Raw genomic sequence first — 17704 nt, forward strand, 5'->3', positions numbered from 1 at the left:
GGGCGCGGTTGCGGCAGCCGGGGCTCCCGTTCCTTGGCATAGACCGGGGCGGGGCCGCCGTCGATCAGCATCAGGCGGGGCTTCTCCGCTGTGCCATAATGCAGCATCAGGCAATCGCCCTGCCTTGCCCTCAGCACGTCGAGACTGAAATACATCGTCTTGCTCCACTGTTTGTGCAGCGTCAGATCGACTGGAAGGCGCGCAGCACATCCAGCATGCCGTGGCCCTGAAAACTGCGCTCGCGGCCGAGATCGGTAGCGCTGGCGCAGAGGATCTGCTTGACCCGCCGCGGCTGGCCGATCAGCTCTTCGTAGCGCGCCAGCAGCATCGCGGCCGCCCCGCTGACATGCGGCGCCGCCATGCTGGTGCCGGATTCCGGCGCCCATCCGTGATCCAGCACGGTGGAGTGCACCCGCTCGCCGGGGGCGACCAAATCCGGCTTCAGCCGGCCATCGCCGGTCGGCCCACGGCTGGAGAAGAAGCTGATGCCGTAGGTCTGCGGCCAGTTGCCGTGAGTCGAGCCGACGGTGATGACGCCCTCGCCGTTACCCGGATCGGTGATGCTGAATGCGGCGTAGTTCTCGAATGGGCCATCGACTGTCTGGAATTTCTGGTAACCGCGGTTGCCGGCGGCGGCCACCACGACGACGCCGCTCTCCACCAGCCGTTCGCATTCGTTGCACACCGGCGTTCGCCCGCAGGCGTAGTTGCGCACATTGTGCGGGATCGACAGACTGAGATTGACGCCGTGGACGGTGATGTAATTGTGCCGCTCGTTGATGTAGCGGATGTATTGCAGCGCTGCGATCACGGCAAATTCGGTGTCGGCGGCGGTCTTGCCGATCACCCGGAAATCGTACAGCCGGATGTCCGGACACATGCCGCTGTAAACCGAGCCGGCGAAATCGCCATCGGCGCCGATGATGCCGGCAACGTGGGTGCCGTGCGGATTGGCCGGCGTCTTTGGGGTCTTCAGCGTGATCAGCTTTTCAACGTCGGCCCAATTGATCGGCCGCCGGTTTTCGGCGTCCGCGGAAATCCGTTCGAGGCATGCCTTCGCTGAGCCGATGTCCAACCCCGCTCCGGCTGCCAGTTCGGCCAGCACGGCGGGCTCGACATCGTCGACCTCGCTGGTGACGATCTCGCGGATGCGCGTAAAATCGAAGGTCTTCTTGACCCGGCTGACGAACACGGGATGCTCGGGATCGGTCGTCGCCTGCGCGTCGATCATCTGCAGCGCCGGGTGACTGCCGTCGATGCCGGAGTCGATCACGCCCCAGACGATCCGGTCGCACATCACGCGGAACAGCGACTGGGCCGCATCCGCCTTCACCGCCGGCACCGAGCGGTCGAGCGCCGTGTCGGCTCGCCGGTTGAGCGAGACCTGGAAGATGAAGCCCTCGGCAAGCGCCTCGTCATCGAGATCGCCCGCGTCGGCACTGCTGCGGAGCAATTCCTCCAGATGCTCCTGCACCTTCGGATAGACCTCGAACACCTGCTCGACGATCTCCTCGGCATACGGCGCGTAGAGTGCGAAAGCTTGATCCGCCGTCAGCTCAGGCAGCGGCGGCAACGGCTGGCGTGGCTCGCCATCCTTGCCCGGCAGCGGAAGATCCTCGGCGCGGCGGGCGCGCTTGCCGATCCAGAAGATCAATCCCGCGAGCACGATGTAACGCTCCAGCGACGAGTAGTTCTCCGGATCGATGCTGATCCGCGCCTTGCGGGTGGCGCCGGGCGGCGTCTGCAGCAGCTTGACCAGCGCAGCTCTGCGGTCGGCGACATTCTCGATCCGGCCGGCGACCTGCGGCTGCCGCCACCATTGCGTCAGCGGCACCAAAATGCACAGCACCTCGCCGAAAAACAGCTGCGCGGCGACCAGCCCCTGCAAATAGGCGATCTTGGCGGATTCAAACGGCCGTAACGTCGAAGGGCTGATCTTCTCGCCGTTCTTGCCATTCCAGATCGAACGCCCGATCCGGATCATGCTGGCGACGTCGGCGGCGGTCGCCTTGTAGTGCGGCGTGATCAGCACGTCCTGGCGCGCGCCGGGATCGAGCGCATAAGCGGTCCAGACATCGCCAAGCAGCGGAGAGTCCTGCAGCACCCGGCGATCGTCGGCGGGGCCGAGCAGGATCGTCTCGACGATCTCGCCCGGCAGCGAGAACTGCATCGGACGGTCGTCGTCGCCCGTCGGCCATGACGCCCCAATGTCCCCCGCCATTGCTTGTCCTCCCGCTGGCGACCTTCTCGTGCGTCTGCATCCAACCGGGCCGGCGTGACCCTCCGGGATTCACACGCCCGATTGGGGATACGGAAATTGCTTCGGCGCCGGCAGCTTGTCGTCGACATGCTTGCGCAGCGCCGCGTCGCACACCGCGTAGCCCCAGTTGATCAGGCGATCCTGGGTGACGTCATCGAGCCGCTTCAGGCGGGTGGCGATCTCGGCGAGCTGCATGGTGCGGATGTGCGGGCACGGCAGCGCGTCCGGCAGTTGGTAGTCGCCGATGTCGGTGCGGATGCCCCAATAGGCGCCGCCGCGCACATGCGCCTTGAAGGAGTCGATCAGCTGCCGCTTGCGCAGCGCGCGGACTTGGTTGTCGACGAGATTAAGCACCCGATACGAGTGCTGCGCCCAATCCGTCGCCGGCTCCTCCTCGGCGGCGATGTGACCGCCGGCATCGCTCACCAGGATCGTGGTGTAGCGCTTCCACGCCGTCTCCAGCCCGAGATTGTCGTACACGCCGCCGTCGGTGAGAAACACCCGGCTGGTGAACGGCTCGCGCTGCAGATCGTCGCCGGAATTCGGCGTGAATTTGGTCGGATCGAGCCGCAGCTGGAACGGCGACAGCACCGGCGGGAATGCCGACGATGCGGTGACGGCCTGAGCCAGCGTGACCGTCGGATTCTTCACCTCGCCGACGCGGTAATCGCGCATGAACGGCTTGGCAAACCGCCACAGCACGCCCGACTGGACATTGGTGGCGTTGATGACGAAGCGCGGTGCATCCGGCAGATCCTGCAGCGTGGCGCCGTGAAACAGCCCGCTGTCATACGCCTTGGCGATCTCATCGCCGATCGAGACGCCGGGCAGCGCGATGCCCCACAGGATCGATCCGGCGTCGATGGTCTCGCTGGCAAAGGCGCGCAGCGGCGCCACCACCTCGCGCACGAATTCGGTCGTGGTGCTGCCTGGTGCAAAGCTCAGCTGCGACCATTTCAGCGCCAGCACACCCGCCGTGATCGAGCCGCCTGACACGCTCGAAACCCGGCTGATGGATTTGAGAATGCCGGTCTCGTGCAGCCGCCACAACACCCCGACGTGAAATACCATCGCGCGGTAGCCACCGCCGGACAGACACAGCGCGATGCCATCCTCAAGCTTGGGTGGCACGGTTTCGGTCGGCACACGTCCTACAGGTGAATCGGTCATGCCCACGGCCCTCTCAAATCGGCTGGACGACCTCAATCAGCTCACGTCATCACGCGGCGCTTTCACGTTCGCGCGCGTGACATAACTATTCATCAAGCAGGAAAATACGACTTACAGTTGAAGGCTAGCACCGCTCACTCTTGCTGTAAAGTAATCACGCTTCGCGCTCCATCGCGACGCGACCGATGGAGCGGCGCACAATGAGTAACGTCATTTACGTCACACAATTACCAGACGCTGACACCGGGTCGCCGCCGATATCAGTGAGCATATCCGGTGAAGGGACAGCAGGTGCGCAACGTGCTCTTGACGGCTACCGCGGCACCGGCAAAGCTGATGCACGTCGGGCTCGATGAGCTAGCACGCATCGCTTCGTCGGCGTGTGGGTGCGTTGATCGATGCCAACTGCCGACCGCTCATCACTGACGCTGCGCTTCGGAAAAAGCCTCGCATGACCATCAAGATCAGCAGATCAATCGTCCGTGTTGCGCTGCTCGCGGTCACGCTGCCCGCCGCTGCGCTGCCGCAGCTCGCCGCGGCGAAATCTAGCAGCGCCGGTGGCAGCATCGGCAACACCGACAAGGCGGTGACCGGCTCCCGCAAAGCGGTGCGCGAAGCCGAGCCGTCCCGCCCGGCACGCGCCAGCCGGTCCGAGCCGCGCGAACGGCGCAGCGCAAGACGCAGCACTGGCAGCAGCGGCGATAATTTCGACGGAGCCTGGCTGGTCGCCAGCGTCGGCCGGCCGTGCGGGGCAGCATCCGAAGCGGTGCTGATCAGCAGCGGCCGGCTCGTCGGGCAATATACGTCGGGCCGGGTTTCTGCGAGCGGCCAGACCAGCGGCGCTGGCGCGGCCGGCGGGGTGAGCTGGACGTCGTCAGGCAGGTTCTCCGGCCGTCACGGCTCCGGCACCTTCCGGCGCTCCGACGGATGCGCCGGGACCTGGACGGCATCCAAGCAATAACGTCCTGCAGCGTCAGCGGCCGGTGCCATCGGCGCACACTGAGCCGACGATGCGACATCCTTTGCCGGATTTCGCGCACGAGTTCAGCGCGGCATCCTTGGCAAGTTGAAGGCTCTCGCGGTCGAGCAACGCCCAGGAGTCGCGAGACACCGCGAACGCGCCGCAGCGCGATCCGTAGAAGCTGAGTTCGACCGCGCACTTGGCGGTGCCGCAATTGCCGCGCGCGTCGGTCACCGCCGCCTTGCGGCTGCGATGATTCCAGGAGATCCCCCACTTCTCTTTATCCGGGTCGTACACGATCGACCCCCACGGCTGCAGATCGACCGTCTCGCGCAACCGGTCGAGCAGCCCCTCGGTCGCCTCCCCGGTCTGCGGCAGCGCCGCCTTCTGCTGATACTGGCCAATTGCGCGGCGCAGCCCGTTGTTCGGATCGGGCTGGTCGGGGTCGAAATTCAGCTCATACAGCCGCTCACGTAGTTCGCGCAGCTCGCCGGCCGCGGTGAGCGGCATACGATCGCGATCCGAGCGCGGCCCGCTCCGCCGCGCCTCCTGGCTCGCGGCCGGCGCCACTGGCTGCGGCGCGACGAAGTAGAACGTGCCGTCGATCGGCGACGACGACACCCACGGCTGCTGGGCCCCCGCGGTCGCCCGCATCACCGCCAAACCCACCTGATTAAACGTCTGGAAAATGTCGAGCCCGGCTCGCCGCACCGTGCTCGACAGCGCCCTGGTATAGGGACTGTGGCCGTCGGCACCGTCCAGGGCGACGCTGCCCGGCTGGGTCGCGTAGGAGATCAGCGTCCCATCCGGCGCGCGCATCTGCGCCAGACCGCCCTCCGCGGCCCGCAGTCCGCGCGTGCCGAACGGGTTGTTGCGGCAGGCATCGAGGATCACGATCTTCAGCCGCGTCCCCCCCCCCTGCATCTGCCGCAGCACGACGTTGAGATCGACCATCTGGAAGTCGACGTCGGCCTCGCGCACCGGATTGGCGTTGACCGGCACCAGATAATTGGCGCCGCTGACCTGCACCCCGTGGCCGGCATAAAAGAACAGCGCAACGTCGGCGCCTTCGCTCTGGCGGCCGAACGCCTGCACGGCGCCGTCGAGCGCCTGCTTGTCGAGATCGAGCTGGGCGCGGCCGCCGACCAGCGTGAAGCCGATCGCCCCCAGCGTTTCGGCCATCAGCGCCGCATCGTTCTTCGGATTGTCGAGCCGCGACACGTTCTGGTAGCCGGAATTGCCGATCACCAAGGCGACCCGCTTGTCGGCCAGCGCCGGCGATTGCCAAACCGCCGCCACCAGCATCAGCGCAATTCCGGTCGCAATCCGCCCCATGCCAGATCCGCCTACGCTCGGGTCGGGCCACAGACTATCCGGATTCCGCGACCCGGCAAAACCGGGTTTGCGCCGTCAAATGTCCGGCAAGTCATCGCGGCGACCTGTCACGCGCGGCCCGATCGCCGAGTCATCCCCAATCACCTCGTGTGATTTGAGCGATTCAAAAGTAATGGTGCGGTAACGTGCATCTCTGTCACGCCGCGCACAGTTCAACTGAATCAATGCGATACTCGCCCATCAGGATCGTTCGCACGCGAGCGCCTGATACCGTTTGATAGATTCCAAACTGGCTTCGCGCAAAAGCTTCGCAGCAGCGTTGATACACGTTGCCGTATCCGATTACTTCGCCACCTCGATTTGGGGGCAAGCGATGAAATTGGGTTTTGCCGGCGTGAATGCCGGTCGCAGTTCTGTGGTCAACGCGCTGTTGCTGACGAGCGCGCTGATCTCACCGGTGGTGTGGCCCTCGGCGCAAGCCGCCGCGCAGGATGCCAAACCGCAGGCGACCCAGCTGCCCGCCGTCGAAGTCGCCGCCCCGGAGGCGAGCCGGCGCCAGGCACAGCCTGCGCGCGACCGGAATCGCGCCGCCGCGGGCCCGTCGCGCCGCTCGGCCCAGCGCGCCGCGCAAGCACCACAACCGGTGCAGCCCACGCAGCGCGCAGTGTTCGAACGCGGCACAGACCCCGTGCCGGGCTTCGTCCCCAGCGTCAGTGCCAGCGGCACCAAGACCGACACCAAGCTGATCGAAACGCCGCAGTCGATCTCGGTCATCAGTCGAGACAATCTCGATGCGCGCGGCGTCGACACCGTCGCGCAGGCGCTGCAATACACCGCCGGGGTCGCGGTGCAGACCGGCGGCGCCGATCCGCGCTACGATCAGGCCCGCATCCGCGGCTTCGAGACCAACGGTTTCTCCAATTTCCGCGATGGATTGCGCGACACCGCCAACGGCTCGGCCTATTTCTCGGTGTTCCGCAATGAGCCCTACGGCGTCCAGCGCGTCGACGTCGTCAAGGGACCAAGCTCGGTGATGTACGGCCAGAGCCCGCCCGGCGGCCTGATCGATCTGATCAGCAAGCGCCCGACCGATCAGGCGTTCGGCGAAGTGGTCGGCCTCGTCGGCACCGCCGACCGGGTGCAGGGCGCATTCGATGTCGGCGGCCCGATCGACAAGGATAAGACCCTGCTCTATCGCCTCACCGGCGTGCTGCGGGATTCCGACGCGCAGACCGCCAAATTCTCCGACAAGGTGAAGGACGACCGGGCCTATATCGCACCGGCCGTGACCTGGCGTCCCACCAACGACACCTCGCTGACGATCCTCAGCGACTTCCAGCACGATGTGTTCGGCAACGCGTTTCCGGTCTCGGTCGGTGTCGTGCGAGGCGGCAAGATTGTCGACGTCAAGGCGCTGCCGCTGTTTCTTGGCGATCCGTCGTACAACACCTTCGACCAGACCCAATATCGGATCGGCTATCAGTTCGAGCACCGCTTCAGCGACGATCTGATCGTGCGCTCGCGTGCCCGTTACGGCCATGTCGACCTGGAGTACCGCTACATCACCTTTGCCGGCACGCCGCTCGACACCCAGACCGTATTTCCGCGGGTCTCACGCAAGGTGCTGGAGACCACCGACAGCTTCAACATCGACAACCACGTCATCGCCAAGACCTGGACCGGTCCGCTGCAGCACACCGTGCTGATCGGCACCGATTATCAGGCGTTCCAACTCGGCGGCGATCAGTTCGGCGGCACCGCGCCATCGCTCAGCCGGATCAACCCGGTTTACGGCCAGCAGATCGTGATCCCGACGACGCTGCTGCAGAGCTACAAGCAGAACCTGAACCAAGCCGGCATCTATCTGCAAGACCAGATCAAGCTGCAGAACTGGATCCTGACGCTCGGCGGCCGCTACGATGCCGCCCAGCAGACCACCCTCAACCGCCTGAACGGCGTGCCGCAGCCGAACGACGACACCGCCTTCACCAAGCGCGCCGGCCTGACCTACGTCTTCGACAGCGGCGTTGCCCCCTATGTCAGCTATTCTGAATCGTTCCTGCCCACGGCCGGCATCGATTTCAGCTCGAATGCCTTCAAGCCAACCAAGGGCAAGCAGTACGAAGGCGGCATCAAGTTCCAGCCGAACCGAGATATCTTGTTCACGGCGGCCGTCTTCGACCTGACCCAGGACAACGTGCTGACGGCCGACCCACTGCATCTCAACTACAGCATCCAAACCGGCCAGGTGAACTCGCGCGGCCTCGAGCTCGAATTGCTCGCCAAACCGATGCCGGGGCTGAATGTCCTGGCGACTTACACGCTGCAGAACGTCAAGAACACCCAGAGCAACAACGGCGATATCGGCAAGGTGCCGGTGCAGATCCCGCGCAACATGGCGTCGGGCTTCGTCGATTACACGCTGCAGAGCGGACCGCTCGCTGGCTGGGGCTTCGGAGCCGGCGTCCGCTACGTTGGTGAATCCTACATGGACATCCTCAACACGCTGACTAACGACGCCTATACGGTGTTCGACGCCGGGCTGCATTATCGCCAGCCGAAGGGCATCAATCTGGCGCTCAACGTCAAGAACATCGCCAATAACGACCACGCGCAGTGCACAGTGACCGGCGGCTGTCAGTACATCACCCCGCGGGTCATCACCGCAACCGCGAGCTATCGCTGGTGACCGGGACACGCGCACTCAGGATCTGGAGCAAGGTCCACACCTGGACCTCGCTGATCAGCATGCTGTTCATGCTGATGCTGTGCCTCACCGGCCTGCCGCTGATCTTCCATGAGGAGATAGAGGAACTGACCGAGCAGCAGTTCGTGGCGCCGCAGCTCCCGGGCGGCACGCCGGCGGCGCCGGTCGACGACGTCTTCCACGCCGCACAACAGGCCCGCCCAGGCGATCACGTGCTGTTCGTCACTTGGCGCGACGAGCAGCCGGATACGGTCGTGGTCACGATGTCGCCGACGCCGAAACCGGTGCGCGGCCAGTTCTATCGCCTGGTGATGGACGGCCGCACCAAGGCGGTGCTCGGAGAAGAGCGGCCGCAGCGCGGCGTGATGGACATCATCCTGCTGCTGCACAAGAACATGCTGCTGGACCTGCCCGGCGAACTGTTCCTTGGCGCGATGGGCCTGCTGCTGGTGGTGTCGATCGTCTCCGGCGTCGTGGTCTATGCGCCGTTCATGCGCCGGCTCGAATTCGGTACCGTCCGTCAGCGCTCGCGGCGGCTGAAATGGCTCGACCTGCATAACCTGTTCGGCATCGTCACCACGGTCTGGCTGTTCGTCGTCGGCGGCACCGGCGTGATCAACACGCTGGCGATGCCGATGTACGACTACTGGCGCGGCCAGGTACTGCCGCCTCTGTTGGCACCGTATCGCGGTGCGCCGGTCGCCCAACCATCCTCGCTGGATCAGGCGATCGCGCGGGTCCGCGCCGCCATGCCGGAGGGACGTCTGTCCTCGATCACGATGCCGACCGCGGAGAATTTTGGGAGCCCCCGCCATCTCGTGGTCTGGATGAAGGGCAACTCCGCGCTGACGGCGCTGATCGCCACCCCGACGCTGGTCGATGTCGATCAAACCGTGCCCGTGCTGGTGCCGCAGATGCCTTGGTATTTGACGCTGCTGCAGATGTCGCGGCCGCTGCATTTCGGCGACTATGGTGGCCTACCACTGAAGATCGTCTGGGGTCTGCTCGACCTCGTCTGCATCGTCGTGCTGATCACCGGACTTTATCTCTGGGTCGCTAAGCAGCGCTTCGGCGGCAGCGTCCGCAGCCGCACCGCGGCGCAGCCGGCGGAAGTCCAATCGACCGATGCGAGGCCGGCATGAGCAAGCCCCGCAGAGCCTCGCACACCACCGCCCAAATCTTCGCCGCGCCGCTCGCGATCGGCGTCATCACCGCCCTCGGGCTGACGACAGCGTTGCTCGGCGACGGGCTGTGGGACTGGATCTCCTGGATCGCGCTCGCACTGCCCGTTGCGGTGGCAGTCGTGTATTGGCAGATCGGCCCGAAACGGGCCGAGCCTCGTTAGAGCCTCAACTCATCCCGGCCCCAAGCGTCATCGCCCGGCTCGTCCGGGCGACCCAGTATCGCAGAGCGCCGCCTGTTTAGAGCAGTTCTGTTTTTCATAAAATCAGTGCTGATCCACGCCGCCTGCCACATGCACAACCTCATGGTGAGGAGGCGCGTAGCGCCGTCTCGAACCATGTGACGCAGGGAATGCGTTGCCCCATCCTTCGAGACGCCCGGCTTCGCCTGGCTCCTCAGGATGAGGACTCAGTGCCTTCGGAAAGGTCGGATCGTTCAATCAGACGATGAACCGCTCTAGCTCGGCGAGCAAGACAATCGCTCTGGAATACTGGATCCCCGCTTTCGCGGGGATGACGGCTTAGGGTTGGGTTAGGCTCGACTCAAATTTCCCGCGTCATGCCCGGCCTTGTGCCGGGCATCCACGAACTTCGGCATAGCGTCGTGGCGAGACGTGGATGGCCGGGACGAACCCGGCCATGACGGCGTAGAGAGACAACGGCTTCTAACTACTTCACCAGCTCACACCCGCCTTCCGCGATCGGGCGGAACGCCTTGTCGGCGGCGATGGTCGAAACCAGGCGATAGTAGTCGTAAGGATATTTCGACTCCTCCGGCTTCTTCACCTCGAACAGATACATCGGGTGCACGACGCGTCCGTCCTGCCGGATGGTGACGTCTCCGAACAGCTTGTCCTTGCCGCTGAACTTTTTCATCTGCGGCACGACGTCCTTGGCGTCATCGCTTCCGGTAGCCGCGACGGCGTTGAGATAGGCCAGCGTCGAGGCGTAGACGCCGGCCTGGTTGCCGCTCGGCATCTTGCCGTTCATGCCGGGCCGCTGCGCGAACCGCTTGGCGAAGGCGCGCGTGTCGTCGTTCATGTCCCAGTAGAACGCTTCCATCAGCTGCAGGCCCTGCGCCACCTTCAGGCCCATGCCGTGGATATCGTTGATGAACAAGAGGAACGCGACCAGCTTCTGCCCGCTCTGCTGAATGCCGAATTCGGCCGCCTGCTTGACGCTGTTGATGGTGTCGCCGCCGGCATTGGCGAGGCCGATCACGCCCGCCTTCGAAGATTGCGCCTGCAGCAGGAACGAGGCGAAGTCCGACGTGCCGAGCGGATGCTTGGCGGAGCCGAGCACCTTGCCGCCATGTGCCTCGATGTACTTGGCGGCTTCGGCTTCAATGCCCTTGCCGAGCGCATAGTCCACCGTGATGAAGTACCAGTCCTTGCCGCCCCGCTGCATCATCGCCGCGGCGGTGGTGTTGCCGGTCGCCCAGGTGTCGTTGACCCACTGGATGGTGTTGGGCGAGCAGGCCTTGCCGGTGAGATCGGAGCTCGCCGTCGACGACGCCAGGAACGTCATCTTGGTGCCGCGCAGCAGCGTGTTGATCGACAGCCCAACCGCCGAATTCGGCACGTCGACGATCGCGTCGACGCCCTCGTTGTCGAGCCAGCGGCGGGCGATGGCGTTGCCGACGTCGGCCTTGTTCTGGTGATCGGCATAGACGATCTCGACCTTGAGGTTCTTGCCGCCGCCGGCGAAGTCTTCGGCCGCCATCCGCGCCGCTTCGACCGAGCCCATGCCGTTGGTATCTTGGAAAATGCCGGAAATGTCGTTGAGGACGCCGACGCGCACGACATTGCCGGAAATCTCGGCGTTGGCAGTGCCGCACAACAGGCACGCGGCCGCAAGGCCGAGCAGGCCCTTGGTTGGTGTCATTTGGTTTCTCCCTCGGTGTTTTGATTGTTTGTTGAGTGGGCCGCAGCGGATCGTTGCCCCCTACGGTAGCGCTGCTCAGACCTGACGATCCGGAATCCGCAAGATCAGGCCGTCGAGATCGGACGACAGCTTGATCTGGCACGACAGCCGGCTGTTCGGCAGCCGCTCGGCGGCCGTGCCGTCGAGCAGATCGTCCTCGTTGCCGTCGACCGGCGGCAGCTTGCTCAGCCCCTCGTCGACATAGACGTGGCAGGTCGCGCACACGGCGTTGCCGCCGCATTCGGCAACGATGCCGTCGAGCCCCAGGCTCAGTGCGGCATACATCGCGGTGTCGCCGACCGCGGCCTCGGTGGTACGGCGTTCGCCATCGGGAAGAATGAACGTGATACTTGGCATCATGGGACCTCAGGCAGGCGTCAGTTGGATCGGCAGGCTTTCCAGCCCGCGCAGCGTGTTGTTGAAGCGGCGCTTCAAAGGCCCGGCGATCTCGATCGCCGCCACCTTCCGAGCCAGCGCGGCGAGCACCACCTCGCCCTCCAGCCGGGCAACGAGCTGACCAACGCACATGTGCACGCCCGAACCGAAGCCGACATGACCCGAGGTTTTGCGGGTGATGTCGTAGCGGTCCGGATCGTCCCAGCGCCGCGGATCGCGGTTGGCGGAGCCGAGGAACATCAGCACCTTCTCGCCCTCCCCGATCGTGGTTCCGGCGAGTTCGACCTCGCGCGTGGTGGTGCGGAAGAAGGTCTGCACCGGGCTCTCGAACCGCACCGCTTCCTCGAAGGCGTTGCGGGCCAGCGACGCATCGGCGCGCAGCCGCGCGAACTCGTCCGGAAAACGCGCCAGGCAGTACACCGCCGCCGCAATGCCGTTGACGGTCGTGTCGAGACCCGCCGAGAGCAGCGACCGCACCAACAGCGGGGCCTCCTCGGGCGTGATCTCGCCGGTGTCGCTGAAGGCGTGGATACAGGCGCCGAAACCGCCAGGTGCAAGGTTCGGCCGCTGGCACTGCTCGGCCACATAGGCCTGATGCGGCGCCGAGCGTTCGATCGCGCTCTGCCGCAGTTCGTTCGGCGGCCCAAACGCGTTGAACACGAGCCCCGCATAGGGCAGCAGATTCTCGCGCCCTTCCTGCTTCAGGCCCATCGCATCGGGAAACACCGACAGCGGATAGGCTTCGGCGAGGTCGGCGATCGCATCGATATTGCCGCCGCGGGCCAGCAGTTCATCGATCTTGGCGTCCGCCGCCGCCGCGAAGCCGTCACGCAGCCGCTTCATCGTCGCCGGCGACAGCACCTTGCTGAGCACCGCGCGGGTGCGGGTATGCGCCGGCGGGTCGGCCTCGAGGATCAGACTCGGCGGTCGCCACGGCTTCTCCTTCTTGAAATCGCTCAGGCCTACGCCGCGGCTGGAGCAGAAGGTAAGCGGATCGTTGAGCACCGCATAAACTTCGGCGTAGCGGGCGACGCCATAGACGTTCCACTTGTCGAGATACACCACCGGGCCCGCCTCGCGCAGCGTCTCCTGCTCCGGATAGGGATCGGCGAAGTAGTCCAGCGCGAACGGATCGATACCCAGATGCGGAACACCTGCGCCGTGCTGGGACGGCGTGGTAACCGGCACCGGTGAGGGAGCCGTGGTCATGTTGTCCTCCTCAATCGCCACTTGTGAAATATCGTGGCATGTCCTTATGTCGGCGCATGCATTCGCAGCCGACATCCCCATGACTGGTGCATCCCGTCCGCCAAAATCCCGGCGATCTGCCGCGGCCGCGCCGAGCCCCGAAGGTCTCACGCTCGATCTGGAGCGTTACGTTCCGGCCTTCATCACCTTCATCGCCAACAAGCTGTCGAACAGCGCCACGGCGTTCTATCAGGGCAATTTCGGCGTCAACGTCACGGAATGGCGGATCATGTCGCTGCTGGCGATCGAGCCGGGCATTTCGGCAGCGCGGATCTGTCAGGTGATCGGGTTCAACAAGGGACCGGTCAGCCGCACGCTGTCCGACATGCAGTCGCGCGGGCTGATCACCATCCGCGTCGATCCGAACGACGCCCGTACGCATTCGATCTCGCTCACCGGCAAGGGTCGCGCCACCCATGACAAGGTGATCGTCGCCGCGCTGGAGCGCGAACGGAAGCTGATGTCGTGCCTGAGTGCGGACGAGCAGGAAGTGCTGATCGATCTGTTGCGCCGGCTGCACAACAATCTCGGCGCGGTCACCGGCGCCCCCCCCTGAACCGCCGCGCGGCGCTACACGCCGTGCATCCTGCTTGCGCATGATCGCGGACACGTCTCCGCGACAGCCGGCCGCTGTGCTGCCGAGCATGGCTCCTCCCCGAACCGGCGACTGGGTCGCTCTTGTTCAGAACAATTCTCACAGATCAGTTGCCTTGGCAACGAATAAGTTGGCACGTGTTTCGGCAAGCGCGACGGGCTCGTTCGCAAGCGCGAACAAGCTCCGTGCATCACCGATGAGTCAGAAATGAAGTTTAGTTGTCGGTTCGGGATCAGCCGAACCGGCATTCATCCGCTACGCCTGGCGCCAGAACAGCCCGATCGTCAGCGCGATGCCGAGGGCGACGACGCCGATCCGCAGCCAGGTTTCGTTGACCCGGCGCAGCACCCAGACGCCGAGCAAGTAACCGACGGTCGACGACACTGCGAGTACCAGCGCCTCCAGCCATTTCACCTCGGGCGAGAACGCGAACATCGCCACCGCCGAGGCGTTCATCGCCGCCGCGAGCGCGTTCTTGGTGGCGCCGGCGTTGCGCGCGGTCATGCCGGCGATCGACAGCGCAGCCATCATCAGAAAGCCGATGCCGCCGCCGAAGTAACCGCCATAGATCGAAATTAGAAACTGAATGCCGATCAGCACCGGGGCGCCGACGTGCCGCGCCTGCGCGCTCGGTTTGCGGCCGAAGCTGCCCCACGCGAACATCGCGGTGGCGAACAGCACCAGCCACGGGATCATCTTGGCGAACACCGTCGGCGGCGTGATCAGCAGCAGCAGCGCACCGGCCGCGCCACCGGCGAGGCTGGTGAACACCAGCGCCCGGAAGCTGACCTCGCCGACGCCGCGGACCATGCCGCGGCCGGCGTAGCCCGAAGCGAGCTGGCCGGGAAACAGCGCCACCGTGGAGGTGATGTTCGCCGACAGCGGCGTCATCCCGGCGAACAGCAGCGCCGGCAACGTCACGAACGACCCGCCGCCCGCGAGCGTGTTCTGAACGCCGGCCCACAGGCCGGCGACGGCGATGATGATCAGCGCGGTCATGCAAGTCCTTCAATAGAGCGACGGCGGGCGCCGCCGGCAGCAAGATAAGGGGGCTACCTCGGCCGTTGCTTGAGCTTGGCGCGCTTGGGCAGCAGCGCCGGCCACGACACGATGTGATCTTCGAGCTCCTCGACCGGGACCTCGGTCTCGGTCCGCTCGACCCGCCCCCGCACCGAGACGCCGGCCTCGTGGACGGTATTCGGATCGCCGGAGATCAGCGGGTGCCACCAGTACAGGTCGCGCCCCTCGGCGACGAGCTTGTAGGCGCAGCTCGGCGGCAGCCAGGTCAGTTCGCGAACCTCTTTCGGGGTGAGCCGCACGCAGTCCGGCACCCGGTCCGACCGGTTCGGATAGTCCCGGCAGGCGCAGGCGCCCGCATCGAGCAGCCGGCAGCCGACCTCGGTGAAATAGATCCGCCCGGTGTCTTCGTCCTCGAGCTTTTCCAGGCAGCAGCGCGCGCAGCCGTCGCACAGGCTCTCCCATTCGGTCGGGGAGAGCTGTTCCAACGTCTTGGTCTTCCAGAAGAAACCGTCTTGGGCGGACGGCTTCTTGGGGCGCGCGGTCATGCCTTGGATGCTGCTTTGCGGTGGTGAGGCCGCCGTTCTAGGGGGAGTTTGCCCGGCGGCGCAAGCGCTTAGCCGGCATGGCTGGGTCCGGAACACCCGCGGTGGTTTCGGCTACACCGAAAAATCCTGCACGACCATTGGTTTATCGGGCATGCTCGGGTAGAAGGAATCAGATTCCCAAAGCTCGCCCGCCCTCGCCTTGCGATCGCCGCAACATTGCGCAAGACGAACAGCGCCTGTGCGGCGTGCTGATGTGATTGGTCGAACCCGGTGCCGAAGATTCTGCCAGACAATTGGAAGCAGCGGATCCGGAATTGGTTTCTGGACCTCGACGCCCGGCTCGACTCGACGCTGTTCTCATCGGCGGTCGGTATCAGAGAGCTGTGGGAGCGGTTCTCGACCTATATGGACCGCTTCTATGTCGGCGGCTGGAAGCGCTGGGTGTTCATCGAGCCGCTGTCGGAGGCCGCCTCGATCGGACTGCTCGGCCTCGTCGCGCTGCTGGCGCTGGCGCAGCCGGCATTCCGCGAGACCTCGGACGAGGACTGGCTGAAGAAGTCCGACCTCGCCGTCACCTTCCTCGATCGCTACGGTAATCCGATCGGCAGCCGCGGCATCAAGCACAACGACGCGATCCCGCTCGAGGACTTCCCGGACAACCTGATCAAGGCCACCCTCGCCACCGAGGACCGCCGGTTCTACGATCATTTCGGCATCGACGTTGCCGGTACGCTGCGCGCGCTGGTCACCAACGCCCAGGCCGGCGGCGTGCGCCAGGGCGGTTCGTCGATCAGCCAGCAGCTCGCCAAGAACCTGTTCCTGTCCAACGAGCGCACGCTCGAACGCAAGATCAACGAAGCGTTCCTGGCGATCTGGCTGGAAACCCGGCTGACCAAGAACGAGATCCTGAAGCTGTATCTCGACCGCGCCTATATGGGCGGCGGCACCTTCGGCGCCGACGGCGCGGCCCACTTCTACTTCAACAAGTCGGTGCGCGACGTGAACCTCGCCGAGGCGGCGATGCTCGCCGGCCTGTTCAAGGCACCCACCAAATACGCCCCGCACATCAACCTCCCCGCCGCCCGAGCCCGTGCCAACCAGGTGCTCGATAATCTGGTCGACGCCGGTTTCATGACCGAGGGCCAGGTGTTCGGCGCTCGTCGTAATCCGGCCTCGGTGGTCGACCGCCGCGACGAGAATTCGCCGAACTACTATCTCGATTGGGCGTTCGACGAAGTCCGCAAGATCGTCGACACCTTCCCGAAGTCGTACACCGAGCGCGTGTTCGTGGTCCGCACCGCGATCGACATGAACGTGCAGCGTGCTGCCGAGAGCGCGATCGAGAACCAGCTCCGGCAGTTCGGCCGCGATTATCACGCGACCCAGGCCGCCACCGTGGTGTCGGATCTCGACGGCGGCGTGCGCGCGATGGTCGGCGGCCGCGACTATGGCTCCAGCCAATTCAATCGTGCGGTCGACGCCTATCGCCAGCCGGGTTCGTCGTTCAAGCCTTACGTCTACACCACGGCGCTGCTGAACGGCTTCAAGCCGACCTCGATCGTGGTCGATGGCCCGGTCTGCCTGGGCAACTGGTGCCCGCAGAACTACGGCCACTCCTATTCCGGCTCGGTGACGCTGACTCAGGCGATCACCCGCTCGATCAACGTGGTGCCGGTGAAGCTGTCGATCGCGATCGGCGGCAATCCCAAGAATCAGTGGGACTCGGCCAAGAAGGGCCGCGCCAAGATCGTCGAGGTGGCGCGCCGGTTCGGCCTCACGGCGCCGCTGCTCGACACCCCCTCGCTGCCGATCGGTTCGACCGAGGTCACCGTGGTCGAGCACGCGGTCGCCTACGTGACCTTCCCGAACAAGGGCATGGCGGTGAAGCCGCACGCGGTGCTGGAGATCCGCACCGGTGCCGGCGACCTGGTGTGGCGCTGGGACCGCGATGGCCCGCAGCCGCGGCGCGCGATCCCGGCCAACATCGCCGCCGATATGGCTGGGATGATGAGCCATGTCGTCACCGAGGGCACCGCACGGCGCGCGCGGCTCGACGGCATTCCGGCCGCCGGCAAGACCGGCACCACCAACGCCTATCGTGACGCCTGGTTCGTCGGCTACACCGGCAACTTCGCTTGCGCGGTGTGGTACGGCAACGACGACTACTCCCCGACCAACCGGATGACCGGCGGCTCACTGCCGGCGCAGACCTGGCACGACATCATGGTGGCGGCGCATCAGGGCGTCGAGGTCAAGGAGCTGGCCGGCGTCGGCATGGGCGAGAAGCTGCCGGCGACGCCGGGCGAACGTGCTGCGGGCGCTGAGAGCGCCGAAGTGAAAGCGGCCCCGCCACCGGTGCTGAC

Annotated in this window: 14 protein-coding genes; 6 read left to right on the forward strand and 8 right to left on the reverse strand. The window is 65.3% G+C overall.

Annotation, left to right across the window (positions count from 1 at the left end; translation table 11 throughout):
• Window positions 1-181 precede the first annotated feature (181 nt).
• Together DYI24_RS07100 and DYI24_RS07105 are read right to left on the reverse strand one after the other, a co-directional pair.
• Window positions 182-2221 (reverse strand): S8 family peptidase, encoded by a 2040-nt coding sequence (locus DYI24_RS07100; RefSeq protein WP_164571784.1) that lies wholly within the window; start codon window positions 2219-2221, stop codon window positions 182-184.
• Between the two features lie 69 nt (window positions 2222-2290).
• Window positions 2291-3430, reverse strand: coding sequence for a patatin-like phospholipase family protein (locus DYI24_RS07105; protein ID WP_164571785.1), 1140 nt, complete (start codon window positions 3428-3430; stop codon window positions 2291-2293).
• 451 nt (window positions 3431-3881) lie between these two features.
• On the opposite strand from DYI24_RS07105, the gene DYI24_RS07110 reads away from it, so the two are divergent.
• Window positions 3882-4391 carry a hypothetical protein gene (locus DYI24_RS07110; RefSeq protein ID WP_164571786.1) on the forward strand — a complete coding sequence of 170 codons (510 nt, stop codon included), beginning with the start codon at window positions 3882-3884 and terminating at the stop codon, window positions 4389-4391.
• Between the two features lie 12 nt (window positions 4392-4403).
• Here DYI24_RS07110 and DYI24_RS07115 read toward each other — a convergent pair whose 3' ends face one another.
• A complete protein-coding gene (locus DYI24_RS07115) occupies window positions 4404-5726 on the reverse strand; it encodes a caspase family protein (RefSeq protein WP_164571787.1) in 1323 nt (440 codons plus the stop codon).
• Window positions 5727-6099: 373 nt separating this feature from the next.
• On the opposite strand from DYI24_RS07115, the gene DYI24_RS07120 reads away from it, so the two are divergent.
• The 3 genes from DYI24_RS07120 to DYI24_RS07130 are packed head-to-tail and all read left to right on the forward strand — an operon-like array spanning window position 6100 to window position 9778.
• The gene (locus DYI24_RS07120) at window positions 6100-8415 is read left to right on the forward strand and encodes a TonB-dependent siderophore receptor (RefSeq protein ID WP_164571788.1); all 2316 of its coding nucleotides are present in this window, start codon (window positions 6100-6102) and stop codon (window positions 8413-8415) included.
• Window positions 8412-9575, forward strand: a complete 1164-nt coding sequence (locus DYI24_RS07125) for a PepSY-associated TM helix domain-containing protein (protein ID WP_164571789.1) — start codon at window positions 8412-8414, stop codon at window positions 9573-9575. The genes DYI24_RS07120 and DYI24_RS07125 overlap by 4 nt, the downstream gene beginning before the upstream one ends.
• Window positions 9572-9778, forward strand: a complete 207-nt coding sequence (locus DYI24_RS07130) for a hypothetical protein (RefSeq protein WP_164571790.1) — start codon at window positions 9572-9574, stop codon at window positions 9776-9778. Before DYI24_RS07125 ends, DYI24_RS07130 begins: the two co-directional genes overlap by 4 nt.
• 505 nt (window positions 9779-10283) lie before the next feature.
• On the opposite strand, the gene DYI24_RS07135 is transcribed toward DYI24_RS07130, so the two are convergent.
• The 3 genes from DYI24_RS07135 to DYI24_RS07145 all read right to left on the reverse strand — a co-directional run bounded on the left by DYI24_RS07135 (window position 10284) and on the right by DYI24_RS07145 (window position 13142).
• The gene (locus tag DYI24_RS07135) at window positions 10284-11498 is read right to left on the reverse strand and encodes an ABC transporter substrate-binding protein (RefSeq protein ID WP_107343838.1); all 1215 of its coding nucleotides are present in this window, start codon (window positions 11496-11498) and stop codon (window positions 10284-10286) included.
• 75 nt (window positions 11499-11573) lie between these two features.
• Window positions 11574-11894, reverse strand: coding sequence for a 2Fe-2S iron-sulfur cluster-binding protein (locus DYI24_RS07140; protein WP_164571791.1), 321 nt, complete (start codon window positions 11892-11894; stop codon window positions 11574-11576).
• Window positions 11895-11903: 9 nt separating this feature from the next.
• Entirely contained in the window at window positions 11904-13142 is a 1239-nt protein-coding gene (locus tag DYI24_RS07145) for a cytochrome P450 (RefSeq protein WP_164571792.1), read from the reverse strand.
• A 79-nt stretch (window positions 13143-13221) separates the two neighbouring features.
• Here DYI24_RS07145 and DYI24_RS07150 point away from each other — a divergent pair, with 79 nt between their 5' ends.
• Entirely contained in the window at window positions 13222-13737 is a 516-nt protein-coding gene (locus DYI24_RS07150) for a MarR family winged helix-turn-helix transcriptional regulator (RefSeq protein WP_164571793.1), read from the forward strand.
• Between the two features lie 294 nt (window positions 13738-14031).
• On the opposite strand, the gene DYI24_RS07155 is transcribed toward DYI24_RS07150, so the two are convergent.
• Together DYI24_RS07155 and DYI24_RS07160 are read right to left on the reverse strand one after the other, a co-directional pair.
• On the reverse strand, window positions 14032-14775 hold the full coding sequence (locus tag DYI24_RS07155; RefSeq protein WP_107343837.1) for a sulfite exporter TauE/SafE family protein: 744 nt from the start codon (window positions 14773-14775) through the stop codon (window positions 14032-14034).
• A 53-nt stretch (window positions 14776-14828) separates the two neighbouring features.
• A complete protein-coding gene (locus DYI24_RS07160; protein ID WP_107355025.1) occupies window positions 14829-15341 on the reverse strand; it encodes a YcgN family cysteine cluster protein in 513 nt (170 codons plus the stop codon).
• 270 nt (window positions 15342-15611) lie between these two features.
• Here DYI24_RS07160 and DYI24_RS07165 point away from each other — a divergent pair.
• A partial coding sequence (locus DYI24_RS07165) for a transglycosylase domain-containing protein (RefSeq protein WP_349627749.1) occupies window positions 15612-17704 on the forward strand: 2093 nt, incomplete at its 3' end.

The sequence above is a fragment of the Rhodopseudomonas sp. BR0C11 genome (assembly GCF_010820945.1).
GTDB classification, from domain to species: domain Bacteria; phylum Pseudomonadota; class Alphaproteobacteria; order Rhizobiales; family Xanthobacteraceae; genus Rhodopseudomonas; species Rhodopseudomonas palustris_H.

Bases quoted from the DNA above. Each gene is read 5' to 3' on its own strand.
- DYI24_RS07120 (WP_164571788.1), top strand. From the start codon at position 6,100: ATGAAATTGGGTTTTGCCGGCGTGAATGCCGGTCGCAGTTCTGTGGTC.
- DYI24_RS07140 (WP_164571791.1), bottom strand. From the start codon at position 11,894: ATGCCAAGTATCACGTTCATTCTTCCCGATGGCGAACGCCGTACCACC.
- DYI24_RS07145 (WP_164571792.1), bottom strand. From the start codon at position 13,142: ATGACCACGGCTCCCTCACCGGTGCCGGTTACCACGCCGTCCCAGCAC.
- DYI24_RS07110 (WP_164571786.1), top strand. From the start codon at position 3,882: ATGACCATCAAGATCAGCAGATCAATCGTCCGTGTTGCGCTGCTCGCG.
- DYI24_RS07155 (WP_107343837.1), bottom strand. From the start codon at position 14,775: ATGACCGCGCTGATCATCATCGCCGTCGCCGGCCTGTGGGCCGGCGTT.
- DYI24_RS07135 (WP_107343838.1), bottom strand. From the start codon at position 11,498: ATGACACCAACCAAGGGCCTGCTCGGCCTTGCGGCCGCGTGCCTGTTG.
- DYI24_RS07130 (WP_164571790.1), top strand. From the start codon at position 9,572: ATGAGCAAGCCCCGCAGAGCCTCGCACACCACCGCCCAAATCTTCGCC.
- DYI24_RS07115 (WP_164571787.1), bottom strand. From the start codon at position 5,726: ATGGGGCGGATTGCGACCGGAATTGCGCTGATGCTGGTGGCGGCGGTT.
- DYI24_RS07100 (WP_164571784.1), bottom strand. From the start codon at position 2,221: ATGGCGGGGGACATTGGGGCGTCATGGCCGACGGGCGACGACGACCGT.
- DYI24_RS07150 (WP_164571793.1), top strand. From the start codon at position 13,222: ATGACTGGTGCATCCCGTCCGCCAAAATCCCGGCGATCTGCCGCGGCC.
- DYI24_RS07160 (WP_107355025.1), bottom strand. From the start codon at position 15,341: ATGACCGCGCGCCCCAAGAAGCCGTCCGCCCAAGACGGTTTCTTCTGG.
- DYI24_RS07105 (WP_164571785.1), bottom strand. From the start codon at position 3,430: ATGACCGATTCACCTGTAGGACGTGTGCCGACCGAAACCGTGCCACCC.